The following is a 25,200-nucleotide window of genomic DNA, read 5'->3' on the forward strand; positions in this document are numbered from 1 at the left end:
GCCGGCTTGGGAGCAGCCCGGCGCTCGTCCCGCAGGATTCCGCTGACATGCCCGCCTACAAGTACGAAGCCCTCACCGACTCCGGTCGCCAGAACACCGGTCTGATCGAGGCTGACAACCCGCGCGCCGCGCGGGCCGCCGTGCGCGCGCTGGGCCTGACGCCGCTGGCCATCGAGCAGGTGCAGCAGCACGGCGCGCAGGAAGGGAGCCGCTTCACGCGCCGCGTGTTCAGCGCCACCGCGCTGGCCGTGTGGACGCGCCAGCTCGCCGGCCTGGTGGGCTCCGGCCTGCCCATCGAGCGTGCCCTCACCGCGCTGGCCGACGAGAGCGAGGACGTGCGCCAGCGCGAACTCATCAGCCAGCTCAAGGCCGAGGTGAATGCCGGTTCGACGTTCGCCCGCGCGCTGGCCACGGCGCCGCGCGAGTTCGACGATGTCTTCCGCGGTGTCGTTGCCGCCGGCGAGCAAAGCGGCGCGCTGGGCCAGGTGCTGGAGAAGCTGGCCGACGACCTGGAGGCCCGCGAGGACCTGAAGGGCAAGCTGGTCGGCGCGATGGCCTACCCGGCCATCATCTCGATGATCTCGGTGCTCATCGTCATCTTCCTCGTCACCTACGTGGTGCCGCAGATCGCCACCGTGTTCACCAGCTCCAAGCGCACGCTGCCGGCGCTGACGATAGGCATGCTGGCCGTCAGCGACTTCGTGCGCACCTGGGGCTGGGCCATGCTGGCCGCGCTCGTGACGGGCGCGCTGCTGCTGCGCCAGGCACTGAAGGCGCCGGCGTTCCGGCTGCGTTTCGACGCCGGCCTGCTGCGCGTGCCGCTGGTCGGCCGGCTGGCGCGCGGCTACAACGCGGCGCGCTTCGCCGGCACGCTGGCCATGCTGGCGGCGGCGGGCGTGCCCATCCTGAAGGCGCTGCAGGCGGCGGCCGAAACGCTGTCCAACCGCGCCATGCAGGCCGACGCGCTGGACGCGCTGGTGCAGGTGCGCGAAGGCGCGCCGCTGGGCTCGGCGCTGGCCGGCAAGAAGCGCTTCCCCGGCATCCTGGCCATGTTCGCGCGCCTGGGCGAGCAGACCGGCCAGTTGCCCGAGATGCTGGGCCGCGCCGCGCGCCAGCTCAGTGTGGAAGTGACGCGCCGATCGATGGCCGCGGCCACGCTGCTGGAGCCGCTGCTCATCGTCGCCATGGGGGCCATCGTGCTGGTCATCGTGCTGGCCGTGCTGCTGCCCATCATCCAGCTCAACACCTGGGTGAAATAGGGCATAGCATCGGCGCCATGTCCGCAACGACCTGGCGATGCCTGCTGACCGCGGCGCTCGCGCTGCACCTGACGGCGCGTGCCGCGGGGCCGGTCGTGCTGGCCGGCGAGGACGACTGGGCGCCCTACAGCGCGGCGGAGTCCCCGGGCAGCCCGCAGGAGCAGCCGCCCAAGGGCTTCAGCGTGACGCTGATCCGCGCCGCCTTCGCCACGCAGGGCATCACGCCGCAATTCGTCACCGTGCCCTTCGCGCGCTGCATGCTGCTGGCGCGCTCGCGCGAGGTGGCGGGCTGCTTCAACGCCACCGTCACCGACGAGAACCGCGACGACTACCTCTGGCACCAGCCGCCCATGTTCGAGGAGGAGCTGTCCATCTTCGGCCGGGCGGGCGAGGCCGGCCCCGAGCTGCGCCTGGCCGACCTGCGCGGCAAGCGTGTGGCCATCACCAACGGCTACACCTACCCCACCGAGTTCATGCGCGACCCGCGCATCCAGCGCTTCACGGCCACGTCGGACGCCAACCTGCTGCGCATGCTGGTCAACGGCCGCGTGGACTACATCCTGCTGAACCGCACGCCGGGCTGGATGCGCATCGACGCCGCGCCCGAGTTCCGCGGCAAGGTCGTGCGGCGCGGCATCCTGAGCGCGGATGCGTTCTGGGTCGCGTTCTCCAAGGCCCATCCGGACGGCCCCGCGCTGGCCCAGGCCTTCGGCCGCGGCCTCGCGCAGATGCGCCGCGACGGCAGCTACGCGCGCCTGCTGGACGAGTTCCGCAAGCAGGTGGGCTACCGCTGAGCCGCGCTACCCGGGGTTGGCCAGCGCGGCCAGCACGCGCACCACGACGGCGATCAGCAGCACCCCCAGCCCGAAGCGGCGCCACGACGGGTCGCGCTTCTTCAGCGACTGCGTCACCCACACCAGGCCCAGGATGAGGAACCACAGGTTCAGGTGGGCGATGGCCAGCAGCAGCATGCCCAGCAGCTGCGCGCCGTAGCGGCCCCACGGCACGGCGTCCGTCGCACCTGCACCTGCACCTGCACCTGCACCTGCACCTGCACCTGCACCTGCACCTGCACCTGCACCTGCACCTGCACCTGCACCTGCACCTGCACCTGCACCTGCACCTGCACCTGCACCTGCACCTGCACCCGCACCAGCACCCGCCCCCGCTGGTACCGCCGCAGCCGGCGCGCGAGCGGCCTGCCGGGGCGCAGTCGCAGGCCGGCGGGCCTCGTTGCGCGCCGCGCGTTCGGCATTGATGCGGGCCTGCCGCGCGGCCTTCATCTGGCCGGCCGTCAGCGCCAGCTGCGGCTCGGGCGCCGGGGCCACCTGCCACCAGTCGCCCTGCCCGCGCGCCGGCGCCTGGCCACGGGCGGCCTGCGCGCGGAAGGCGTCGCCCCGGGGCGCGGCGCCCGCGGCACCCGGCAGCGCCAGGGCCCGCTGCAGCAGCGCCCGGCCCTGCTGGGCGTTGACCATGTGCACGAAGCGCGCATAGCCCACCAGCGTGTCGCGCGTGGCGGCCTGGCCCTGCCAGGTGGCTGCCTGCAGCCCCTGCTGGCCGGCGCGGTGCAGCGCGGCGCGCAGCTTGCGGCGCTCCTCGCGCGACACCGACGGCTGGCCGTTGACGACGATGCCGGTCACCTCCTGACGCGTACCGCGGCGCATGACGCGCTGCTTGTCGGGGTGCGGCGTGAAGCCCTCGTCGCGCAGCACGTGGTGCACCTGGCGCAGCAGCGTGCCGACGCGCTGCGCGGCCTCGCCCGCGGCGGAGAACGTCAGGTCGTCGGCATAGCGCGTGTACGCAAAGCCCAGCTTGGCCGCCAGACCGGCCAGGCGCCGGTCCAGCTTGCGGCACAGGATGTTGGTCAGCATCGGGCTGGTGGGTGCGCCCTGGGGCAGCACGCGCTCATGGCCCTTGCCGCCGACGAAGAAGCGCTCGCCATCCACCGTCAGCTCGTCGCAGGCATTCTCGCTGCACAGCAGCGCCAGCAGGCTGGCCACCGCCTCGCCGTAGCCCAGGCCGCGGAACACGCCCTTGATGCGCGGCAGGTGCACGCTGGGGAAGAAGTCCTTCAGGTCGAGGTTGATGACCACGTCCTGCCCGCAATGCGGCTGGGCGTTGCTGACGATGCTGCGCCCCGGCAGGAAGCCGTGCGCCGCGGCATGCACGGGCACCTTGGCGAGCAGGTTGTCCAGCACCCAGTACTGCGCGCGCTTGAGGCGCGGCATGGGGGCGGAGATGGTGCGCACGCCGCCCGTCTTCTTCGGCAGGTGGAAGCGCCGGTAATGCGTGCTGCGCGCCACCTCGCGGTGGAAGCACAGGAACTTCAGCTCGGGCAGCGACAGGCCCATCGCCTGCGCCAGCTCCAGCGGCGTCGTCAGCGCCGGCAGGCCGGCCGCCAGCAGGCGCGCCTTGGCGGCCTCCGGGTCGGTCTCGGCGCCCAGGCCGCCCGACACGCCTTCGCCCAGGTAGCCCGCCTGCGTCTGGCGGGCTGCGTGCCAGCGCAGCGCACGCTTGTAGCGCTCACGCTCGCGGGCCTGGGCGCGCGCCTCGCGCTGTTCGCGGGCCTGCGCCATGCGCTCGCGGCGCATCGCCTGCAGCGCGGCCTGCGGGTCGCCCTTGACCTGCAGCTCGCCCTGCAGCGCGGTGAGCGCCTTGTACAGCTCGGCTTCACGCTCGATGAGCGCCGCCTCGATGGTGGGTTGTTGGGCGCCCTTGGGCCAGTAGCCCAGGCGCTGCATCTCGGCGAGGACGACGGCGTCCTTGCTGCTGAGGGCGATGCGGGCCAGCAGCTCCGCACGGGTGGGCATGCGCTCAGTCATGAGACCTGCCCGAAAAAGGTGAGTGCAGTGCGCTTCTCATCGAAGAGCCCGAAGGGCTTGAGGGACGGGGTCTGTCCACTCGACGCCGGGCGCCACCCGTCGCGCCATTGCGTTCGGAGCGAACCCCATCGGCAATGCGCGACGGGTGGCAGCCCGGCACAGTGAAGACGGACCCCGTGGTGCGTAGAACGGCAGTTCACAAGGGCGGCGAAACACCGCCCGGGTTGCAAGAGCCCACGCACTGCACTCGGGCGCAGTGTAGCCACGGATTTCGTCATCACGCCCCCCTCGCTTTTGTCGCGTCGTCCAGCTGGGGCTGGGCCAGCTGGCGCAGGGCCAGCAGGTGCTGGCAGGGCCCGCGCCGCAGCTTGTTCTGGCTGTAGAAGTTGCAGCCGCAGTGGCCGTCCTGCAGTTGCTGGTCGGCGTTCAGCGTCAGGCGCGGAGCGAAGGCGTGGGCGCCGGCCTTCACCGAGCCGTCGATGAGGATGCGCGACGCCTCCTGGCGGATGCTGCCGACACGCACACCGCCGGCATGGATCAGCGCCAGCGCCTGTGCCTCCTCGGGGCTGGCAAAGCGCAGGCGCTCCAGTGGCAGCGGCTCGCGCGACAGCTCGCGCCACGCGTAGCGGCCCGTCGGCAGGTCGAAGATCGCGCGGCCGGCCTGCACCCAGGCGGTCATCGCCGCGTCCACGTCGGCCTGCGGCAGGCCGGTACGTGCCGACAGTTCGGCCGGTGTCGCCAGCCACGTGGACTGCAGTGCCGCGGCCACCGCGAGCTGGCTGGCCTCGCTGACGTCGTGCCGCGCCTGCAGCAGGTCGAAGCGCCCGGCGGCCGACCAGTCGTTGGCCGTCCAGCCCGACAGCCCCAGCGTGACGGTCACGTCGCCCATCTCGATGACCCAGAAGCTCGGCATGCCCGAGCCCAGCAGGTGCACGCGCACGCGTGTCGCCAGCGCGATCAGCCGCTCCAGCGTCAGCAGGCGGCGCCGGCCCCACAGCCGCACCGTGCGCGGCTGGGCCAGCGGCGTGCCGACGACGGCACTGCGCCGCGCGGTCAGCTCGATGTTCCACGGCTCCAGCACCATCCGCGCGGGCTTGCCCGGCGCCAGCTCGAAGCGCAGCGAGCGCGGCCCGGCGCGCTCCTTGCGCTCGCGCAGCGCGCTGCACAGGTTGTGCAGGTCCATGGGGTGCAGCTCCAGCACCGTGGCCGGCAGCGTCATCGCGCTGGACACCTGCAGAAAGCCGCGCACCCAGCTGTCGGGCAGGTCGATCTTTTCTTCGACGAAGGCCGGGTCGTCGCCGGTGGCGACGGTGAAGCCGGTCGGGTCCACGTCGAAGCGCGTGGCCTTGTAGTCGCGGATCTTCTGGAACTCCTCGAACAGGCCGGCCGAGTAGTCGATGTTGGTGGTGCCGCAGGCCATGTCGCCGATGCGGTCGAACACGTCGTGGCGGATGCTGACGGCGCAGTAGCTGGACTCGTCCTGGCTGAAGGCCTCGAACAGCAGGCGCTCGGGGTGCACCGTGATGACCGGGTCCAGCACGAACCAGGCGTCGCGGTTGGCCTGGTAAAGCCAGTCGAAGTAGCGCGCGCGGGCCTTGTAGAACGGCGACAGCAGCGACGCCTTCTTCTCGCGCAGCTGCGCCAGCTCGGCCGTGATCTCCGCCGCGCGGGCCTTCAGCGTCTGCGCCTGGGCCATGAAGGTCGCCAGCATCTGGCTCTCGTTGGCCTGCAGCCAGGTCTGGTAGGCACCGGGGTCGCGGCCGCGAAAGCGCAGGTCGCTGACGACCACCGCGTGCAGCGCCGACAGCGCCTCGCGGAACACCAGGTGCGCATGCGAGTCGCGCCGCAGCTCGCCCTGGAAGTGCGTCGGCGGGCGCAGGGTGTCGGGCGCGAAGCGGAAGGCCTGCGTGGTGGCGCTGTCGTCCACCGTCGTGGCGCCGTAGTACTTGTAGCGGAATTGCATGGTCAGGCCTGCACCTCGGGCTGCTGCCAGCTCAGGAAGGGCAGCGGCAGCTGCGGGTGGCGGCGCGCGATGTCGCGCAGGCCGGCGATGTATTGCGGCTTGTCGGTCAGGCTGGCCGTGACGACCTGGCGCGCGAAGATCTCGGCGACGACTGCCGCCGTCTCGGGCGCGGCCACCTGCGCGCGCAGGAACTCGGTGATGCGCGTCTTGGCTGCGCGGCCGCGGTGCACCTGGCTCAGCACGGTCAGCAGATAGGGCGTCAGCGCGCGCAGCTGGCGGGCCAGCGCGGCGGGGTCGTCGGTGGGCAGCGCCAGCAGCCACTGCGTGACGAACAGCTGCACGGCCGAGCTGGGGTGCTGGCTCAGCCGCGTGAGGCACAAGGCCGCGTCGGCCGCACTCATGCGCCGCACGAGGCGGCCGCGGCCCAGCGCCTGCACCCACGGCTGCGGGTGGTCCACCCACGCGATCAGCAGCTCCACGCTCAGCGCGTCGTCCGGCAGGCGCTCGCCGAACAGCTCGCGCGTGTAGGCCTGCGCGTCGTCGAACGTCGCGTCGGCCAGCGGCAGCAGCTCGGCCACCTGCTCGGGCGCGGGCTGCGCGGGCAGCCGCGCGTCCAGCGCCCGCATGGCCCACTGGCGCACGCCGGCGTCGGCATGCCGCACCAGCGTGGCGAGCTGGCGCAGGCTGTAGTCACCGACGCCAAGCGCGGGCAGCGCCCAGGCACCGTAGCGCTGCGCGCCGCCGCTGCGGGCCTGCAGCGCGCGCCACACGCCGGACGGATCGCGCGCCGGCGCGAAGGCGGCGAGGTCCTGCGTCAGCCAGCGCAGCAGGTCGTCGTGCAGGCCCTCGCCGGCCTCGCCCTGGAACAGCGCCGCGTGCAGGCGCGCGGCCAGCGTGTGGCCCAGCGCCGCGTCGCGCGCGGCCAGCCGCAGCAGCGCCGGCCCCACGGCGGCGCGCACGCCGGCTGCGGGCTGCGTGGCCAGCGCGACGAGCAGGTCCACCTGGCTGCCCAGCACGTCGTCCGGGAAGGCCGCCAGCAGCCGCGCACCGCAGGCCCGCAGCTCGCCGTCTTGCGCAGCCAGCAGGCGCGTCAGCGTGGCTGGCGGCACGACCGCGAGGCCGGCCGGGTGCAGCAGCAGCCAGCTGACGGCCAGGTTGACGACGGCCGTGACCGGGTGCTCCAGCAGCGGCAGCAGCGCGCCCAGCCCCTGCCAGGCCGACGCGGCGGGCGCCAGCGGCCCCTGCAGCAGCGGCTCGGCCTGCGCGGCGCCCAACGCGAGGCCGGGGTCTTGCACGTCGGCCGCGAGCAGTGCGCCCAGCAGCTCGCGCAGCAGCGGCTCGGCCGGCGCCAACAGCGCCAGTCCCTGCCCCTGCCTGCGCACGCGGCTGTCTGCCGACAGCAGCAGCGCCACGACGAGCTGGGCATGCTGCGCGAAGGCGGCCGGGTCGCCGGCGAGGTGCAGCAGCGCGTGGTCGCGCGCCGGTGCGTGCAGGCTGGCAGCCATCAGCATCAGCCAGGGCACCTGCGCTGAGGTGTCGGCCAGCGACGCCAGCCGCTCGCGTGCCGCGCCGAAGCCCAGCGCCGCAGCGGCCTCGTAGTCGCTGCGCAGCAGCGCGCCCAGCACGCCTGGAGGCTGCTGCTGCAGGAAGGCGGCGTGGTCCTGCAGCGCGCGCGCCGCCACCGCCTGCACCAGCCCGCTGCGGCTGCGCAACGACAGCTGCAGCAAGGCTTCCGGGTGGGCGTCCCACATGGCCTGCAGCGCCTCGGGCCGCTGCGCGAACGGGCGGCTGGTGTCCAGCGGCTGGTAGGTCCACCAACGCATCGCCCGTGGGCTGGCATGCAGGCCCGGCCAGCGGGCCAGCAGCAGCCGCTGCACGAGCAGCCAGCCCGAGCCCCGGGGATATTGCCGCGTCACCGACTCGTAGCGCCCATTGACAAGCTCCCAGCGGCGCTCCTCGCGCGGCGCGGGCTGCTCGTCATCCACCAGCCCCAGCAGCAGCCCGACGGCCAGCTCGGGCGCATGGGCATGCCCCAGCGCAGCCAGCCGGCGCAGCTGGCGCCAGGCGCGCAGGCGCAGGTAGTCGCGCGTGCGCTTGCCGAAGGCGCGGGCCGGCGCACGCGCACCGCCCATGGCGCGCTGTATCCAGCTGCCGGTGGCGGGCGACACGTACTGCCGGCCGCCGGCCTGGCCCAGCGCGGCCATGCCGTTCTCGAAGCGCGCATGCAGCTGGCCCACCACCTCGGCGTCGCGCCGCAGCTCGGCGGCCTTGTAGACGTAGCGAACGCCCTGGAAGTGCGGCGCCTGCAGCGGCAGCGCCTGCAGGAGGCGCAGCAGCGCGGCGCGCGGCTCGTGCTGCGTCCAGGCGATGTCGTACCAGTCCAGCAGCAGCTCGGGCCAGGTGGTGCCGCGCTGCGGCAGCGCCGCCTCCACGCGGGCCAGCAGCGCTTCGGCGGGTTCGTCGCTGTACAGCACCTCGCGCCAGCCGGGCAGCAGCGTCTCGGCATGGGCGGCACGCCCGGCCGGTGTCTGCAGCATCAGCCACGCCTGGCGGGCCGTGCGGCAGGTGGCCGGGCTGCGGCCACGGCGTGACAGTTCCTGCATCGCCTCGGCGGCGCCCGCGTCGCCCAGCCGGGCGATGGCGGCGGCCAGGCACAGGTCCAGCAAGTCGTCACCGCTGCCCAGCAGCTCCACGAGGCGCGGCACCACGCCGCGCAGCGCCTGCTGCGCGGCGCTGTCGGGCGCCGCAGCATCGCTCACCTCGGCCACGCGCCATGCGGCGCGCGCGCGGCGCGCCGGGGGCAGCAGCTTCCAGCGCACCGGCTGGAAGCGGGCGACAAGCTGGGCAACCGCCTGTGGCACGTCGCCCGCCGAGGCGGCCGGCGCCGGCGCGACAGCGGCGGGCTGCGGCGCCCAATCGGCCAGCTCCGGGAAGCCGTCGTGCGCCAGCAGCTGGTCGCCCGCGGCGAGACGGCGGCGCAGGTAGTCCAGCGCGCGGCGCCGTGCCTCGGCCAGCTCGCAGGGGCTGGGCGTCAGCGTCGACTCGCGCGTGGCGTCGCGCACCGTCACCACGTGGCGGGCGTCGGACGCGAGGTCCAGCGCCACCAGCTCGACGACGCAACGCTGCGCCGGGTTGCGCGATCGCGCCAGCGTCGCGCGGGCCATCTTCTGCATTCGCAAGCCTCCCCAGCCCACTCTTGAACAAGATCGTCGGCGACCGGCCTGCCCGGTCGCGCGGGCCGCATGGTAGGGCCGCGCGGCGGCGGCCCTGCCTCCCAAGCTTGGGGGGCCGCCGTCAGCCCGCGGGCAGCGTGCGCGCCACCTCGGCCGCGGCCGCGATCTCGCGCGCCACCAGCGGCTCCACCAGCCCGTCCCGGTGCAGCAGCTCCACCGCGGCGTTGAAGGCGGCCAGCAGCGCCGCGCCGCCGTCCTGCGTGCGCGGCACGGCCAGGTGGATGGCCGTGGCGCCCAGCACCGCATTGCCCGCCATCACGCGGCCCTCGTAGGCCGCCAGCTGCTGCAGCATGCGCCCGCCCAGCTCGGTGACCACCGCGTAGTCGATGCGTTCGCGCAGCAGCTTGGCGAAGTTGTGCACGTCGCTGGCCACGTCCTCGCAGACGAAACGGCCCTGGCGCCGCGCCGTGTCGAACGCCTCGCCGTAAGACCAGCCGCGGATGACGCCGACGCGCTTACCCTGCAGGCTGTCCAGCCCCTGGTAGAGCGCGCCGGTGGAGTACACCGCCAGCCGCTCCAGGAAATACGGCTGGCTGAACAGCCAGCGCTGCTCACGCTCGGGCGTGCGGATGACGGCGCCGGCGATCAGCTGGCCCGCGTCCACCTCGGTCAGCATGCGCTTGAACGGCAGCGCGCGCAGCTCGCAAGGCCGGCGCATCGCCGCGAAGGCCGCGCCCACCAGCGCCGGGTAGATGCCGCGCGCAGCCGGTGACGCGGCGGCGCGGTACATGGTGGGCAGGCTGCCCTCGTCGAAGCCGATGGCGGCTGGCGAGGCGTGCAAGGCCTGCCCCCGGGCCAGCCCGGCCCAGGCCAGCCCGCTGGCAAGGCAATCTCTGCGTTTCAACGCTTTTCTCCCTGTGCCGTTCCATCCTAGGCCTACGCCCCTGCCGCGACAATCGCCGCATGCCTGCCACGCTGAACGGTCAACTCGTCGTCGCGATCTCGTCGCGCGCCCTCTTCGACTTCGAGGCCGAGAACGAGGTGTTCGAGGCCCACGACGACCACGCCTACATGGCACTGCAGCAGCGGCTGCTGGACGAGCCGGCCGCGCCGGGCGTCGCGTTCTCTCTGGTGAAGAAGCTGCTGGCCTTCAACGCCGGCGGCACGCCCCGCGTGGAGGTGGTGGTGCTGTCGCGCAACGACCCCATGTCGGGCCTGCGCGTGTTCCGCTCGGCGCGGCACTACGGCCTGCCGATCGAGCGCGGCGTGTTCACGCGCGGGGCGTCGCCGTGGCGCTACCTGCGGCCGCTGTCGGCGCAGCTGTTCCTGTCGGCCAACGACGACGACGTGCGCCAGGCGCTGGCCGCCGGCGTGGCCGCGGCGCGCGTGATGCCGCAGGCCGCGCGCGCGTCGGCGGCACACCCGCACGAGCTGCGCATCGCGTTCGACGGCGACGCGGTGCTGTTCTCCGACGAGGCCGAGCAGGTGTTCCAGCGCGACGGCCTCGCGGCCTTCCAGGCCCACGAGACCCAGCACGCCCACCGCCCGCTGCCGGCCGGCCCGTTCAAGCCGGTGCTGCAGGCGCTGCACGTGCTGCAGCAGGTGCCCGGCATGGCGGTGCGCACGGCGCTGGTGACGGCGCGCAGCGCGCCGGCGCACGAGCGCGCCATCCGCACGCTGATGGACTGGGACATCGAGGTCGACGAGGCCATGTTCCTCGGCGGCCTGGCCAAGGGCGAGTTCCTGCGCGAGTTCGAGCCCGACTTCTTCTTCGACGACCAGGCCGGCCATGTGGCCAGCGCGGCCCAGCACGTGCCGGCGGGCCAGGTGGCCGCCGGCATCGCGTCGGCGCTGCCGGTCAAGGCCTGAAACGCTCCACGCCCTCCGCGCCCCAGCGGTCGGCGTCCAGCCGCAGCGGCACCGCGTCGTTGGCCAGCCAGGCCTTCAGGTAGCGCGAGTAGCCGGCGCCGCCGGGCTGCTCGCTGAGGCCGCCGGGCCAGACGTTCTCGACGCGCGACGTGCCCCAGGGCGCCACCTGCGCCACCAGCCGCTGCGACGCGGCGTGCCGGCTGATGAAGGCGTCGGGCGTGGCCGCGCGCGGGTCGAAGCCGGCCACGTCCACGTTCTGGAAGCCGCCGTCCATCGGGATGCCGGCCTGCCCCGGCAACGGTGGCGGGAACGGGTTGCCCACCGACGGGATCGTGAACGGCGCGCCCAGGTTGCTCTTCAGCTCCACGCGGTGCAGCTTGCCCCAGCGGTAGTCGGCCTGGTTGGTCGAGTTGCCGAACGCGGGCTTGAACGCGTCGCTGGCGGCCAGCGCCAGCGCGTCGGCCAGGCTCTGCAGCAGCACCAGGTCGCGCCGGTCCTCGGCCGCGGCCACGCCGGGCACGGGGAAGAAGTCCAGCCCCGACGCGCCGCGGCCCTGCTGCTGCGGGAAGCTCTGCAGCAGGTGGCCCAGCGCGATCATCAGGTTGCCCGAGTCGGGCACCGGCAGGCCCGCGCCGCCGACGACGCGGTCGATGGTGTTGGCCGCGAAGCGGCTGCGCCACAGGTTGTAGAGCGTGGCCGCGACGGACGCGCGCACGTTGTCGCCGTCGGGGCGCTCGCCGGCGGGCTTGCCGGCGTCCCAGCCTTCGGTGAGGCCGGTGGGGCTGGTGAAGTCCCAGCGGCGCAGCCGGCCGGCGGCCTCGGCCACGCCCGGCTGGGCCGCCAGCGCGGCCAGCGCCGGCAGCGCGCCGGGGCGGCCGGCGCGGTCGAACGCGTTCAGCAGGTGGGGCAGGAACAGCTTGGCGTCGCGCAGCGTGCTGTCGGCCTGGATGGACTGCATGTCCTCGAAGCGCATGCGCCGGCGCGACAGCACGTCCTTGATGCGCGCCGTGATCTGGCCGGCGCGCAGGCCGGTGGAGTCGTTGAAGTTGAACGACAGGTAGTAGATGCCGCCGCCGGGCCGCGTCTCGTTGAACGGGTTGTTGTCCAGCGTGACGCCGATGGGGTCGTTGTTGCCGTTGGCGAAGAAGCCGGCCGGCGGGTTGATGATCTGCGGCAGCTCGGCGAACGGCAGCACCTCCCAGGGCAGCGCCTGCTGCGGCTGCGGGTTGCGCACCGGCAGCCACTCGTTGCCGCCCTGGCCGTTGCGGATGAAGTGCGGCGGCAGCCCGTTGACGATGCCGGCCTGCAGGTCCTCGCGCACCGGCACCTCGCCGCTGGTGAAGTAGCCCAGGTCGCCGCGGCTGTCGGCCACGACCCAGTTCTGCGCGCCGACGTCGAAGAACTGCAGCGCGGCCTTGAATTCGTCGACGGTGCCGGCACGCACGATGCGCAGGAAGGCCTCCAGCTCGCGCGTCGGGCCGGCGCCGGCCCACTGCAGCGACAGCGCCTTGCCGGTGGCGGCGTCGAACTGCACGACGGGGCCGTGGCGCGGCACGATCAACGTGGCAGCGGGGATGCCGTTGCCGGGCGGCACGGTGACGAGGTTGTCGGGCTGGCCGTCGCCGGGCCGGTTGGCGCGGTAAACCTCGGGCACCGGGATGACCGCCTCGCGCTGGCCCTTGTACAGGCTGGCCAGGCCGCTGGGCGACGTGGCGTCGGGCACCAGCTGTTCCTGGTAGGTGTCGGTCACGTCGAACAGCGAGTTCGTGCTGCCCCAGGCCAGGTGGGCGTTGTAGCCGCCCAGCACGGCCGGCACGCCGGCGAAGCTGTCGCCGACGACGCGCAGCGCCGTCGCGCGCGGGCCGCTGACGGCCAGCGCGATGGGGTACCAGACGCCCGGCGCCGTGATCTGCAGGTGCTTGTCGTTGGCGATCAGCGGCCGCCCGCTGTCGGTGAAGCGGGCGCTGACGGCCCACAGGTTGGAGCCGGCGCGGTGGTCGCGCTGCGTGATGCCGCGCAGCGCCGGCACGTCGCGCAGCTGCTCGCGCCAGCGCTGCGCCAGGCGCGCGGCGACGTCGTCCACGTCGGCACCGTGGCCCCAGCGCGGCCGACCCGGGCCGGCATGCGGGCGCGGGCGGCGCTGCTGGGCGTCGGGCACGGTGACGGCCGTGTCCAGCGGCGCGACGCGGTTCAGGTCGTCGAAGAACAAGGCCTTGCCGTCGAAGCCGGCCAGCGCGCCGGCCTTCTGGTAGGCCGCCAGCGCCAGCGTGTTGTCGACGTCGGTCTCCAGAGACAGCTGGGCCGCGAACAGCTTGCCGATGACGACGGAATCCAGCGGTGTCCACGGCGCGAACTGCGTCAGCTCCAGCGCGCGGTACTGCACCGGCAGCGGCTGCGTGGACACGTAGGCGTTGACGCCGCGTGCGTAGGCCTCCAGCGCGGCGACGGCGTCGGGCGACAGCGCCGCCAGCGAGCGCTGCGCCGCGCGGCGCAGGCCGAGGGTGCGCATCTGCACGTCCGACGCCAGCGCGCCGGTGCCCAGCAGCTCGGCCAGCGTGCCGCTGGCGGTGCGGCGGAACTCGTCCATCTGGAACAGCCGGTCGCGCGCATGCACATAGCCCTGCATGAACCACAGGTCGGCCTCGGTGCGGGCCTCCACGTGCAGGATGCCGCTGCGGTCCCGCACGAGCTGGGCCGGCGCGCTCAGGCCGGCGAGCTGGACGGCCTGGGCTTCGGTGCCATGGGCCTGGGCCAGCGAGGCCCCCAGGGATACCACGAGGGCGATGAGATGACGCGACATGCCGGCTCCCGGTCGTTGCAGAGGCCGGCACTATCCGCCGTCGGCGCCGGCCAGACATGCGGGTAGCTACCACCCATCCCTAGGAGTGCATTCACCTGTCGCTGACACGCTGCGGACATCGTCCGCTGATGGCGCCCTCAGGGCAGCAGCTGCAGCGCCAGGCTGCGCTCGGCCAGCCACAGCGCGGCCAGCGCGGCGATGGCGCTCGACCCGCCCGGCACGATCCAGCGCCGGTAGGCCGGGCGGCCGCGCAGCCACAGGGCCGGCGGCAGCAGCAGCGCCACGGCGGCGAGCTGGCCCAGCTCCACCCCGAGGTTGAAGCCCAGCAGCGGCCACAGCAGCTCGCGGCCGCGCAGCCCCAGGTCCGTCAACGGCCCGGCGAAGCCCACGCCATGCACCAGCCCGAACACGGCCACCATGGCCCAGCGCGGCCCGGGCACGAAGGGGCGGATGTTGTCCAGCGCGGCCAGCAGCACGGTTAGCGCGATCAGCGATTCGACGACCGCGCCCGCCGGCGCGATGACGCCCGCCGCGGCCAGCCCCAGCGTGATGGAGTGGGCCGCGGTGAAGGCGGTGACGAGCTTGAGCGTCTCCGCGAGCGCGGCCCGCGCGCTGGCCCGTGGTGCCCAGCCGCGGCCGTCGCGCCGCCACACGGCGACGAGCAGCAGCGTGGCGAGGAACAGCAGATGGTCCAGCCCGCTGGCGATGTGCGCCGCGCCTTCGACGATGAAACCGCCCAGCCCCGTGCCGGCCGTGCTGAGCACCTGCGGGCCGGCGCCGGGCACCAGCACCAGCGGCTCCCCCGCGGCGCCGGCGAGGCGGGCCAGGCCGCGGTGGCCAGCGTCGGTGGCGGCGAACAGCCGGTAGTCCAGCGCCAGCTCGCGCACGGCGGCCGGGCAGCGCCACGGCGTGACGAGCACCGCGTGCATGCCGTCACGGTGCGCCTCCAGCTGCGGCGGCGCGGGCTGCTCGCGCGTGCAGGCGGCGCCGTCGGCCGTGAAGCGCAGGCCGGCATCGGCCAGCGCCGTGATGTCGGCCCAGCGCGTGCGCACCTCGCCCCAGCTCAGCGTGCCGTCGCCGTCGGCATCCAGGCCCAGGTCGCGGTCCAGGTCGCGCAGCGCGAGGTCCAGCCGCTGCTCGACCTGCGCGCCGTCCACGCGGTAGCGCAGGTAGGCCTCGCTGGCCTGGTGGGCCCAGGCGGGGGCGCAGAACAGCAGCAGGAGCAGAACGCGGATCACGGCGGCAGCAGCGGAGCGAGGCGCGCATCTTGCCAGCCCGTGTCGCGCACGAAGCGGGCCAGCCCCTGGCGCGCGGGCTCGCCGTCGCGGCCGGCGGCCTGGGCGGCGCGCGCCAGCAGCACGGCGTCCGCCGGCTCGCGCTGCCAGGCCCAGTTGGCCTGGGCCAGCCGCAGCGCCTCGCGCGGCTGGCCGGCCACGTCCAGCGCAAAGCGGGCCTGCTCGCGCGCATGCCTGCCGGGCTCGCGCCGGTCGGCGGCGGCGAGGCTGTCCTGCAGGCGGGCGGCGGGCGCGTCGGCGTCGCGGCCCAGCCGCCGCAGCGCGATGACGTGGCGCAGCAGCAGCGCGTCGGCGTCGCTGCCTTGCGTCAGCGCCAGCGCGTCGGCCGCGCGGCCCTGGGCCAGCAACCAGTCGGCCAGCGCGGCGCGGGTGTAGACGTCGTCGCTCCCCAGCAGCGCCTGGCGGTACAGGCCTTGCGCGGTGGCATCGCCCAGGCGCTCGGCCAGCTCGGCGCGCATCAGCAGCAGCCACGGCGGCGTGGTGCGGCCGGGGCTGAGACGGGCCAGCGTCTGCGCTGCGGCGGGGGCGTTGCCGGACAGGCTGTCCAGCTCGGCCAGGCAGGCCGCGGCGGGCAGCGGCGCCAGCGGCTTGAGCTGCTCGCACAGCGCGCGCGACGGCGGCAGCTCGGCGCGCAGCTGGTGGATGGCTGCGGCGTCCAGCAAGGCCTGCGCGCGCAACTCCGACGCCAGGTCGTCGCGCGCCAGCAGAGCGCGCAACTGGGCCAGCGCCGCATCGAACTCGTGCCGCGCCTGCAGCACGCGGGCGCGCAGCAGCTGCGCTTCGGCCGGTGCATCGGCACGCGCCCACCAAGGCGCCAGCGCGGCCTGCGCAGCGCCCAGCTCGCGCGGGTCGCCCAGCGTGCGGGCGCGCTCCAGCGCGGCGCGTGCGGCGGCCAGTGCCAGCGGCAGCTGGGCCGGGTCGCGCGCCAGCGCCGCGCGGCGGGCGCGCTCGGCGGCGTCCATGCGGTAGGGCAGCCGCTGCACGATGTCGGCGTCGTCCTTCGGCGTGAAGGGCTCGGCCGCCACCGCGAGCGGCAGCACCAGCAGCAGGGCAAGCACAGCCTTCATGCTCAGATCGCGTAGGGCTCTTCGGTCTCGCTGGTGAACGGCTCGGCGGCAGGCAGCGTCAGCGCGTCGCCGGTCTCGTCGCCGGTGGGCCGCGTGTTCAGGTAGCCGACGAAGGCATCGCTGGACGTGATGGCGCTGTCGGGCACGGCGGTCTGCGGCGTGGGCATGGGCGCCGGGCCGGGGGCCGGCCCGCCGCTGTCGCCGCCCCCGCCACCGCAGGCGACGAGGGCCAGGCTGGCGGCACCGGCCGCCACGGTGGTCATCAGGGTGCGCATGGCGGCCTCCTTCACTTGGTGCCCGGGATGGGCGTGTTGAGGTAGGGGAAGCCGGGCAGCAGCGGCACGACGGCCTGGTCCACCGCGTCGTGCAGCTTGAACGCGGTGGCGCCCAGCGGCACGGCGGACGGCTTGCAGGCCGCGCCTAGCGCGAGCTTGTCGGTGTCGCCGTTGGCCACGCACAGGCCGCCCATGACGGCCACCAGCGAGATGTCGACGACGTCGTCCTTGGGCCGGCGGCCGTTGGGGTAGCCGGCGTTGTCGCTGCCATTCGCGAGGATGTTGCCGACGATGCCCAGCCGGTTCTGCTGCGCGAGGGGCACGGGCGCTATTGATGTGTTCAGCCGCAGCATCTCGGACGGCGTCACCGTGGCCAGCTGGTTAACGCCCTTGATGCCGGTCAGGAAGGTCGTGACGAGATCCGTGCGCGGGAAGTTGGTGGGCGCCGTGTTGGGCAGCGCCAGCGCGATCTCCAGCAGCGCGGGCAGCGTCGGGTGGGTCACGTAGTCGGCGAACTGGGCGTCGTCCTTGGGCTTGGCGCTGTTGAACCGGTCCTTGTCCTTCAGGCCGATGACGACCTCGTTGACCAGCGGCATGCCCAGGCGCGACACCTGCACCCACGCGCCGCCGGCCTTCTCGGCGGTCTGGTGGCCGCTCTTGGGCGTCGGGTCCAGCAGCCGGCCCTGGCGCAGGCTGGCGGTCGTCCAGCCGCCGATGACGTCGCTGCCGGCGCTCTTCAGGCAGTCCTTGTGCACCTCCAGCGCCAGCGTGGTGACGTTCTTGTCGCCGATGGTGTTGGGCGCGGCGTTGATCAGCGACGGGTCGGTGATGACGGAGACCGGCGCGTTGACCAGGTCGAAGATGGTGCCGAGGTTGACGGCGAACGGGTCCTGCCGCTGGCCGACGAACACCTTGGCCGGCGTGCTGCAGCCGGGGATGGTGACGGGGTAGACATGCTTGGCCGCGTAGGCGGCGTAGTCGGCGATGGTCTTCTTGCCGATGTTGTCGACGGGCTTGTCGAAGGTCGTCGCGCCGCTGGTGGCATGGGTCACGGCCTGGGCCGTGCCGCTGCGGCGGTCGCCGCGCACCACCGTGACGGTGTAGCTCTCGTTGACCTGCAGGTTGGCATCCTTCACGTTGGCCACGGCGCCGCTCTGGATCAGCGGGATGCCCACCGACTTGCCGCCCACCGTCAGGCTGGTGCCGGCGCCGCCGTTGGACAGCCGGTTCTTGAAGCGGAACTGGAAGGTGACGTCTTCCTTGGCGTCGCCGGTGTTGTCGATGTGGATCTCGTACAGCGCGTTGGGGTCCAGCGCGAAGTAGTTGGGGCCGCCGTAGCCATCCTGCAGCGGCAGGTAGTTGGCGATCAGCGTGACCATGCCGTCACGGCCGGCCTCGTAGCTGCGGAACATGTAGAAGTCCGTCGCGTCGACCTTGGGCGCGGTCGTCAGGAACGGGGCTTCGCGGTGGCTGGAGGCCTGGGCGCCAGCGGCCAGGCAGAACAGCGCCGTGGCCAGCGCGCTGCGGGTGAGTCGGGCATTCATGGGGGCATCCTGGGAGGCAATGCCGGTTTGGCATCTGGGCGGTCTACGCTGCCGGCACGACGCCGGATTCAACCGATGTGACGAATCGCCACCCGTCCCCCTAGTCCCACAATGCCGGCTCTTCGAGGAGAACCCATGCCCCGCTTTCGCATCGCCGCACTCGCGGCTGCCCTGTGCGCCACCAGCGCATGGGCGGCCGGCACCTCAGGCTTCTACCGCCAGCCCACCCTGCAGGGCGACAGCGTCTACTTCGTCGCCGAGGGCGACCTCTGGCGCACCGCCGGCAACGGCGGCGCCGCGCAGCGGCTGACCACCCACCCGGGGCTGGAGAGCCAGCCCGTCGTGTCGCCCGACGGCCAGTGGCTGGCCTTCACCGGCCAGTACGACGGCGGCACCGAGATCTACCTGATGCCGGTGGCCGGCGGCACGCCGAAGCGGCTGACGTGGGAAGGCGGCGGCATGCGCGTGTGGGGCTTCACGGCCGCGGGCGAGGTGCTCTACACCGGCCTGGACGCCCGCCCCGGCGCGCAGCTGTTCGCCGTCGACGTGAAGACCGGCCAGCGCCGCCAACTGCCCGTGGGCCAGGCCAGTGACGCCGCGCTGAGCGCCGACGGCAAGACGCTGTACTTCACGCGCAACGGCCTGCGCAGCGACAACGCGCGCCAGTACCGCGGCGGCGCCATCGCGCGGCTGTGGGTGCTGGACCTCACCGGCAATGGCGAGGCCCGCCCCTTCGTCGCCGAAGGCAACAACGACCGCCGCCCCCTGCCCTACCGTGCCGCGAATGGCGAGGCGCGCGTGGCCTTCCTGTCCGACCGCGACGGCTCGGTCAACATCTGGTCGGTCAACACGCAGGGCGCCGACCTGCGCCAGCACAGCACGCACAAGGGCTGGGACATCCGCCACGCCGACGTGGAGGGCGGCCGCGCCGTCTACGCGCTGGGCGCCGACCTCTACACGCTGGACCTCGCACCCGGCGCCGCGCCGAGGAAGCTGGACATCGCGCTGGGTGGCGACTTCGACCAGATGCGCGAGCGCTGGATCAAGAAGCCGCAGGACTTCCTGACCGACCAGGCCTTCGCCCCCAACGGCGAGCGCGTGCTGCTGGCCGCGCGCGGCCACCTCGCGACGCAGGGCGTGCAGCAACTGCGCCGCGCCGAGCTGCCGCAGCCGGCCGACGGCCGCTGCAAGCACGGCGAGTTCAGCAGCGACAGCAGGAGCGTCTTTGCCATCTGCGACTTCAGCGGCGAGCACGAGATCTGGCGCTTTGCGGCCAATGGCACCGGCCAGCCCGAGCGCATCACCAGCGGAGCGACCACGCAGCGCATGGAGCTGCTGCCCTCGCCCGATGGCCGCTGGCTGGCCCACACCGACAAGGAAGGCCGCCTCTGGCTGACCGACGTGAAGACCCAGGCCACGCGCGAGATCGCCCGCAGCACGCTGGGCGCCCCGCCACAGCTGCAGGCCTGGAGCCCCGACGGCCAGGTGCTGGCGTGGCAGCAGTCGCTGCGCCACGCAGACCGCACGCAGCTGCAGCTCTACCGCGTGGCCGACGGCCGCACGCACACGCTGACCAGCGACCGCTACGACACCGAGGGCGCCGCCTTCAGCCCCGACGGCCAGTGGCTGTACTTCACCTCCAGCCGCAACTTCGCCACCACCGGCAACGGCAGCCCCTGGGGCGACCGCAACACCGGCCCGTTCTTCGGCTTCCGAAGCAAGCTGTACGCCGTGGCGCTGCAGCCGGGCCTGCGCTCGCCGTTCGCCGCCAAGGACGAGCTGGAGTCCCCCGCCGAGAAAAAGGCCGACGAGCAGCGCGCAGAAGACCGCAAGGCCACCGACAAGGCGCCCACCGAGCGCAAGGCCGATGCAAAGGACAGCAAGGATGGCAAGGACGACAAGAAGGCCGCCGCCCCCGAGAAGAGGGGCAAGCCCGCCATCGTCTTCGAGGGCTTGAACGAGCGGCTCTACGAGCTGCCCGTGCCGGCCGGCACCTACCGCGCGCTGCGCACCGACGGCAAGCGGCTTTGGTTCCTGGACCGCGACCTGGACGGCAAGACCCAGCTCAAGTCCATCGGCATCGACAACCAGGGCGGTGCCCCCGAGGTGCTGGCCAGCGACGTGCGCGCCTACGAGCTGAGCGCCGACGGCAAGAAGCTGATGCTGGTGCGCAACCAGGGCCAGGCCGCGCCGGAGGTGCTCATCGTCGACGCCGCGCCCAAGCTGCCGGCCGACCTGTCCAAGCTGACCGTGCGCTGGAGTGACTGGCAGATCGCCACGCAGCCGCGCGCCGAGTGGCGGCAGATGTTCGCCGACGCGTGGCGCATGCACCGCGACCACTTCTACGACAAGGACATGCACGGCGTGGACTGGGCGGCCGTGCGCTCCAAGTACGCCCCGCTGGTGGACCGTGTGACCGACCGCTTCGAGCTGGGCGAGCTGATGGCGCAGATGGTGTCCGAGCTGGGCGCGCTGCACAGCCAGGTGGGCGTGGGCGACACCCGCCCCGGCCCCGACGAGCCGGGCCTGGCGGGCCTGGGCGGGCGCTTCTCGCGCGCGCCGGGCGGCTGGCGCATCGACGCCATCTACGGCCACGAGCTGGAGCTGCCGGCCGAGGCCCCGCCGCTGGCCGCGGCCGGCGTCGACCTGAAGGTGGGCGACGTCATCACGCACGTGAACGGCCGCGCCACGGCCGACGCACCGCACATCCTGGAGCTGCTGCGCGGCCAGGCCGGCCGTCAGGTGCTGCTGGACGTGAAGCGCGCCGACGGCAAGCCCATGCAGCGCATCGTCACGCCGGTGGCGCAGATGCGCGAGAACCAGCTGCGCTACAACGACTGGCGCGTCAGCCGCGCCCGCACGGTGGAGCAGCTGGGCCAGGGCCGCATCGGCTACGTGCACCTGCGCGCGATGGGCCCCAACGACATCGCCGACTTCGTGCGCGAGTTCTACGCCGCCGGCGACCGCGACGGCCTCATCATCGACGTGCGCTACAACAACGGCGGCAACATCGACAGCTGGATCCTGGAGAAGCTGCTGCGCCGCGCCTGGGCCTTCTGGCAGCCGCGCTCGCCGGCCGGCAGCCCGGTCTACGCCAACATGCAGAATGTCTGGCGCGGCCACACGGTGGTGCTGATGAACGAGGACACGTACAGCGATGGCGAGACCTTCTCCGAAGGCTTCAAGCGCCTGCAGCTGGGCCCCGTCATCGGCAAGCGCAGCTCGGGCGCGGGCGTGTGGCTGTCCGACCGCAACCGCCTCATCGACAACGGCATCATGCGCGCCGCCGAGACCGGCCAGATGGACGCCAGCGGCCGCTTCCTCATCGAGGGCGTGGGCGTGACGCCGGACATCGAGGTGGACAACCTGCCGCGCGCCACCTTCCTGGGCCAGGACGCGCAACTGGACGCCGCCATCGCCGAGCTGAAGAAGCGCATCGCCGAGCAGCCGGTGGCACCGGTCAAGCCGGGCGCCTACCCGCGCCCGGTCAGGCCCTGACGACGCAGCCGGCCCCCATCCGGGCCGCGCCAGCGTGCCGGATTCGGCAGGTCGGGCCGGTTGTTGCAGTGCAACAGCAGCGGGGCGGCCGGATCTGACGCCACCATTCGGACTGCACAAACAACCGGGCCCCGCCGGGCGCCGCCGCAGGCATGCGGCGCAGCGCCGGGGCCGGCCACGCGTGGGAAGGGCAGAACGTGACCGAGGGCAACGACGACATCGCACTGCATCGCGCGCATGAGGCGCTGGAGGTGGGCGACATCGAGCAGGCGACCTACCTCGCCCGCCAGGTGCTGAAGAACGCCCAGGCCGGCCGCAACATGCTGCACGAGGGCCGCGCGCTCGCCTGCCTGGCCGACTGCGACCGGCAGCTCTCGCAGTTGCGCCGCGCCTACAGCAACAGCCAATCCGCCGTACACCTGCTGCGCCAGGCGCAGGACCTGGCCGGCGAGGTGATGGCGCTGACGACGCTGGCCCACGTGGCCACCAACCTGGGCCGCGTGGACGAGGCCATCGAGAGCGCGCTGCTGGCCGTCGGCCTGTCCGACGGGCTGCCGCTGTCGCACCTGCAGCCGCTGGTGCACAACTACCTGGGCGTGGCCTTCTGCTGGGGCCAGGACTTCGGCCGCGCCGAGTCGGCGCTGGAGCGCTCGGCCGATCTCGTGCATGTCGACGAGCCCTCGGCCAGCCCGCTGCAGCCACTGCTGAACCTGGCCTTCCTGGAGGCGTTCCGGCTCGCGGTGCTGCGCTTCGAGTCCGGCATCGCGCCGCCCGTGGGCAAGCTGAACGCGCGGCTGGCGGACTGCGGCGACATCATCGAGCGCCATGGCGACGAGGGGCTGCTGCTGGGCATGACCGAGGCCACGCGCACGCTGTTCCACGTGCTCAAGGGGCTGGCCGCCGCGTGGTCCGGCGACCTCACGGCTGCCGCGGGCGAGCTGCAGTGGTGCGACGCCTGGCAGACCCGCGACGGCCGCACGACCTGGCTGGTGGGCATGCGGCACTGGCTGGAGGCCGAGGCCGCCTGGGCCTGCCACGACCCGGGCCTGGCTGCCGACCTGGGCCGCGAGATGATCCGCGCCGCCACGCAGGCCGAGCATGAGCAGCTGGCCTGCCTGGGCCACCGCGTGGTGGCGACCGTGGAGCGCGCGCGCGGCGACAGCCGGGCCGAGGCCGACGAGCTGCGCCGCCTGCACCAGCGCGAGCAGGCCATCCGGCGCGAGGCGCTGGACAGCCGGGACCAGGCCGCCGCCCGGCAGCTGGAGGCCCGCACATCGGCAAACCAGATCCTGCGGCTGGAATCCCGCTCGCGCATGCTGGAGCGGCTGTCGCTGGAAGACAGCCTGACCCGCATCCCGAACCGGCGCGCGCTGGACCGGCAGCTGCAGGCCCGCATGGCCACGCCGATGGACGCGGGCCGGCAGACCTGCGTCGCCCTCATCGACGTGGACCGCTTCAAGCAGATCAACGACGGCTTCTCCCACCACGTCGGCGACCAGGTGCTCAAGGTCGTGGCGAGCGTGCTGACGCAGTCGGTGCGCACCGGAGACTTCGTCGCGCGCATGGCGGGCGACGAGTTCGTCGTGCTGTTCGATCGCGCGACGCTCGCGGAGGCGCAGCAGGTCTGCGCGCGCATGAAGTGGGCCATCCACCAGCACGGCTGGGAGGCCATCGCGCCAGGGCTGCGCGTGAGCATCAGCATCGGGCTGGAGCAGGCGCGCGCCGGCGAGTCCATGCAGACGCTGCTGCAGCGCAGCGACGACCGCATGTACGCCGACAAGCGCGGCCGCAGCGCCTAGGGCCTGTCCACCCGCCTGTTCACGCGACGGGAAGCCCGCTTGCCGTCGATGGCCCGGTGCACCGACGCTTTCAACCGCGTCGGCGCGGCGGCCGCCGGCAGGGGCTCAGAGCTCGCCGGCCGCGTCCCGCTGCGTGGGCCACGGCGCATGTGGCGGGAACACCCACGCGCCCGTCTCGGCCCGGCCGCGCAGCACCCGCGCATGGCGGCCGCCGAACCGGCGGTCCTCGCAGGCGTGGAACGACGTCCACGCCACCGTGTAGTGAATGGCAATGTGCTCTGCCGACGTTTCCACACCGGTCACCGTGACGCCGGCACGCTGCGCCAGCTCGTCGAACTCGACGACGCTGAGGTCCAGCGCGGCATCGAGGGTGCCGGCCTGCACCTGTTCATCGACGTGGCGCAGCAGGTCCGTGCCCGACGCGGGAAGCGGCAGCCGTACCACTCAGCTCAGCACCACCCGCGCGAACTTGCGCTTGCCGACCTGCAGCACATGCTCGCCGGCGTCCAGCTTGACGCCCTTGTCCGAGATCACCTCGCCGGCACGGCGCACGCCGCCCTGCTCCACCATACGCAGCCCCTCGCTGGTGGACGCCACCAGGCCGGCGGCCTTCAGCACCTGGGCCAGCCCCATCGGTGCGCCGGTCAGCTGCACCGTCGGGATGTCGTCCGGGATGCCGCCCTTGGAGCGGTTGATGAAGTCCTGCTCGGCCGCGTCCGCCGCCGCGGCGCTGTGGAAGCGCGCGGTGATCTCCTTGGCCAGCGCGACCTTCGCGTCCTTGGGGTTGCGGCCCGCCTCCACCTCGGCCTTCAGCGCGGCGATCGCGGCGATGGACTTGAACGACAGCAGGTCGTACCACTTCCACATCTGCACGTCGCTGATGGACAGGATCTTGGCGAACATCGTGTTCGGCGCTTCCGTGATGCCGATGTAGTTGTTCTTGGACTTGGACATCTTCTCGACGCCGTCCAGGCCCTCCAGCAGCGGCATGGTCAGGATGCACTGCGGCTCCTGGCCGTACTCCTGCTGCAGGTGGCGCCCCATCAGCAGGTTGAACTTCTGGTCGGTGCCGCCGAGCTCCAGGTCGGCCTTCAGCGCCACCGAGTCGTAGCCCTGCATCAGCGGGTACAGGAACTCGTGCACCGAGATCGGCGTGCCGGCCGCGAAGCGCTTCGTGAAGTCGTCGCGCTCCATCATGCGCGCCACCGTGTACTTGGCCGCCAGCTGGATCAGGCCGGCCGCGCCCAGCGGCTCGCTCCACTCGGAGTTGTAGCGGATCTCCGTCTTCGCCGGGTCCAGCACCAGCTTGGCCTGGGCGTAGTAGGTCTCGGCGTTGGCCTGGATCTGTTCCTTCGTCAGTGGCGGGCGCGTCGCGTTGCGGCCCGACGGGTCACCGATCAGCGACGTGAAGTCGCCGATCAGGAAGATGACCTGGTGCCCCAGGTCCTGCAGCTGGCGCATCTTGTTGAGCACCACGGTGTGGCCGACGTGGATGTCCGGCGCCGTCGGGTCCAGGCCCAGCTTGATGCGCAGCGGCACGCCCGTGGCGGCCGAGCGGGCCAGCTTCTTCGTCCACTCGGCCTCCGGCAGCAGTTCTTCCACGCCGCGGCGGGAGATGGCCAGCGCTTCCTGCACGGCATCGGTGATCGGGAACTGAGGAGCGTCGGACATGGCGCGGCGCATTCGGCAACAAACCGAATGAAAGTGTTAAGTGATTGATCCATCGGGGTAAACCGGCATGCCGGGTAGGACAAAGCCGTTAGAATTCACCCTTCGAATTGGGGGTGTTGTTTCAACACAACCAAGCAGGATTTTAAGGGCAGCCCGGGGCCCCAC

Annotated in this window: 16 protein-coding genes; 5 read left to right on the forward strand and 11 right to left on the reverse strand. The window is 73.0% G+C overall.

All coding sequences use genetic code 11. The annotated features are described in order from the left end of the window. Positions 1–47 precede the first annotated feature (47 nt). On the forward strand, positions 48–1,259 hold the full coding sequence (gene gspF, locus ACG04Q_RS18790) for a type II secretion system inner membrane protein GspF (protein ID WP_394512778.1): 1,212 nt from the start codon (positions 48–50) through the stop codon (positions 1,257–1,259). A gap of 17 nt (positions 1,260–1,276) precedes the next feature. After that, on the forward strand, positions 1,277–2,053 hold the full coding sequence (locus ACG04Q_RS18795; RefSeq protein ID WP_394512779.1) for a substrate-binding periplasmic protein: 777 nt from the start codon (positions 1,277–1,279) through the stop codon (positions 2,051–2,053). A 6-nt stretch (positions 2,054–2,059) separates the two neighbouring features. Here ACG04Q_RS18795 and ACG04Q_RS18800 read toward each other — a convergent pair whose 3' ends face one another. The 4 genes from ACG04Q_RS18800 to ACG04Q_RS18815 all read right to left on the reverse strand — a co-directional run bounded on the left by ACG04Q_RS18800 (position 2,060) and on the right by ACG04Q_RS18815 (position 10,121). Beyond that, entirely contained in the window at positions 2,060–4,069 is a 2,010-nt protein-coding gene (locus ACG04Q_RS18800) for a reverse transcriptase family protein (protein ID WP_394512781.1), read from the reverse strand. Positions 4,070–4,358: 289 nt separating this feature from the next. Continuing rightward, complete coding sequence (locus ACG04Q_RS18805) at positions 4,359–6,044, reverse strand: SWIM zinc finger family protein (protein WP_394512782.1); 1,686 nt, start codon at positions 6,042–6,044, stop codon at positions 4,359–4,361. A gap of 2 nt (positions 6,045–6,046) precedes the next feature. After that, complete coding sequence (locus tag ACG04Q_RS18810) at positions 6,047–9,217, reverse strand: hypothetical protein (RefSeq protein ID WP_394512783.1); 3,171 nt, start codon at positions 9,215–9,217, stop codon at positions 6,047–6,049. A 121-nt stretch (positions 9,218–9,338) separates the two neighbouring features. Beyond that, positions 9,339–10,121 carry a substrate-binding periplasmic protein gene (locus ACG04Q_RS18815; protein ID WP_394512784.1) on the reverse strand — a complete coding sequence of 261 codons (783 nt, stop codon included), beginning with the start codon at positions 10,119–10,121 and terminating at the stop codon, positions 9,339–9,341. Positions 10,122–10,180: 59 nt separating this feature from the next. Here ACG04Q_RS18815 and ACG04Q_RS18820 point away from each other — a divergent pair, with 59 nt between their 5' ends. Further along, on the forward strand, positions 10,181–11,086 hold the full coding sequence (locus ACG04Q_RS18820) for a 5'-nucleotidase (protein WP_394512786.1): 906 nt from the start codon (positions 10,181–10,183) through the stop codon (positions 11,084–11,086). On the opposite strand, the gene ACG04Q_RS18825 is transcribed toward ACG04Q_RS18820, so the two are convergent. From ACG04Q_RS18825 to ACG04Q_RS18845, 5 genes are all read right to left on the reverse strand, one after another. Further along, complete coding sequence (locus tag ACG04Q_RS18825) at positions 11,076–13,886, reverse strand: penicillin acylase family protein (RefSeq protein ID WP_394512788.1); 2,811 nt, start codon at positions 13,884–13,886, stop codon at positions 11,076–11,078. The two genes, ACG04Q_RS18820 and ACG04Q_RS18825, sit on opposite strands and share 11 nt — an antisense overlap. A gap of 137 nt (positions 13,887–14,023) precedes the next feature. Then, entirely contained in the window at positions 14,024–15,124 is a 1,101-nt protein-coding gene (locus tag ACG04Q_RS18830; protein WP_394512790.1) for a HupE/UreJ family protein, read from the reverse strand. Continuing rightward, positions 15,121–16,248, reverse strand: a complete 1,128-nt coding sequence (locus tag ACG04Q_RS18835) for a hypothetical protein (protein WP_394512791.1) — start codon at positions 16,246–16,248, stop codon at positions 15,121–15,123. Before ACG04Q_RS18835 ends, ACG04Q_RS18830 begins: the two co-directional genes overlap by 4 nt. A 2-nt stretch (positions 16,249–16,250) precedes the next feature. After that, positions 16,251–16,523: a hypothetical protein gene (locus tag ACG04Q_RS18840; RefSeq protein ID WP_394512793.1), complete on the reverse strand. Its 273-nt coding sequence runs from the start codon at positions 16,521–16,523 to the stop codon at positions 16,251–16,253. Positions 16,524–16,534: 11 nt separating this feature from the next. Then, entirely contained in the window at positions 16,535–18,067 is a 1,533-nt protein-coding gene (locus ACG04Q_RS18845) for a DUF4331 domain-containing protein (RefSeq protein WP_394512795.1), read from the reverse strand. Positions 18,068–18,202: 135 nt separating this feature from the next. Here ACG04Q_RS18845 and ACG04Q_RS18850 point away from each other — a divergent pair, with 135 nt between their 5' ends. After that, positions 18,203–21,565, forward strand: coding sequence for a S41 family peptidase (locus tag ACG04Q_RS18850; protein WP_394512797.1), 3,363 nt, complete (start codon positions 18,203–18,205; stop codon positions 21,563–21,565). A 152-nt stretch (positions 21,566–21,717) separates the two neighbouring features. Beyond that, on the forward strand, positions 21,718–23,364 hold the full coding sequence (locus ACG04Q_RS18855) for a diguanylate cyclase (RefSeq protein WP_394512799.1): 1,647 nt from the start codon (positions 21,718–21,720) through the stop codon (positions 23,362–23,364). A 105-nt stretch (positions 23,365–23,469) separates the two neighbouring features. On the opposite strand, the gene ACG04Q_RS18860 is transcribed toward ACG04Q_RS18855, so the two are convergent. Further along, positions 23,470–23,808: a hypothetical protein gene (locus tag ACG04Q_RS18860; protein WP_394512801.1), complete on the reverse strand. Its 339-nt coding sequence runs from the start codon at positions 23,806–23,808 to the stop codon at positions 23,470–23,472. Then, positions 23,809–25,035 (reverse strand): tyrosine--tRNA ligase, encoded by a 1,227-nt coding sequence (gene tyrS / locus ACG04Q_RS18865; RefSeq protein WP_394512803.1) that lies wholly within the window; start codon positions 25,033–25,035, stop codon positions 23,809–23,811. Positions 25,036–25,200 lie beyond the last annotated feature (165 nt).

The organism is Pelomonas lactea (genome assembly GCF_043555885.1).
GTDB classification, from domain to species: Bacteria; Pseudomonadota; Gammaproteobacteria; order Burkholderiales; family Burkholderiaceae_C; genus Pelomonas; species Pelomonas lactea.

What these genes read in the sequence shown, in the direction of transcription:
- ACG04Q_RS18805 (WP_394512782.1), bottom strand. Translation starts at nt 6,044, where the DNA reads ATGCAATTCCGCTACAAGTACTACGGCGCCACGACGGTGGACGACAGC.
- tyrS (WP_394512803.1), bottom strand. Translation starts at nt 25,035, where the DNA reads ATGTCCGACGCTCCTCAGTTCCCGATCACCGATGCCGTGCAGGAAGCG.
- ACG04Q_RS18810 (WP_394512783.1), bottom strand. Translation starts at nt 9,217, where the DNA reads ATGCAGAAGATGGCCCGCGCGACGCTGGCGCGATCGCGCAACCCGGCG.
- gspF (WP_394512778.1), top strand. Translation starts at nt 48, where the DNA reads ATGCCCGCCTACAAGTACGAAGCCCTCACCGACTCCGGTCGCCAGAAC.
- ACG04Q_RS18835 (WP_394512791.1), bottom strand. Translation starts at nt 16,248, where the DNA reads ATGAAGGCTGTGCTTGCCCTGCTGCTGGTGCTGCCGCTCGCGGTGGCG.
- ACG04Q_RS18845 (WP_394512795.1), bottom strand. Translation starts at nt 18,067, where the DNA reads ATGAATGCCCGACTCACCCGCAGCGCGCTGGCCACGGCGCTGTTCTGC.
- ACG04Q_RS18825 (WP_394512788.1), bottom strand. Translation starts at nt 13,886, where the DNA reads ATGTCGCGTCATCTCATCGCCCTCGTGGTATCCCTGGGGGCCTCGCTG.
- ACG04Q_RS18795 (WP_394512779.1), top strand. Translation starts at nt 1,277, where the DNA reads ATGTCCGCAACGACCTGGCGATGCCTGCTGACCGCGGCGCTCGCGCTG.
- ACG04Q_RS18850 (WP_394512797.1), top strand. Translation starts at nt 18,203, where the DNA reads ATGCCCCGCTTTCGCATCGCCGCACTCGCGGCTGCCCTGTGCGCCACC.
- ACG04Q_RS18800 (WP_394512781.1), bottom strand. Translation starts at nt 4,069, where the DNA reads ATGCCCACCCGTGCGGAGCTGCTGGCCCGCATCGCCCTCAGCAGCAAG.
- ACG04Q_RS18855 (WP_394512799.1), top strand. Translation starts at nt 21,718, where the DNA reads ATGCGGCGCAGCGCCGGGGCCGGCCACGCGTGGGAAGGGCAGAACGTG.
- ACG04Q_RS18840 (WP_394512793.1), bottom strand. Translation starts at nt 16,523, where the DNA reads ATGCGCACCCTGATGACCACCGTGGCGGCCGGTGCCGCCAGCCTGGCC.
- ACG04Q_RS18820 (WP_394512786.1), top strand. Translation starts at nt 10,181, where the DNA reads ATGCCTGCCACGCTGAACGGTCAACTCGTCGTCGCGATCTCGTCGCGC.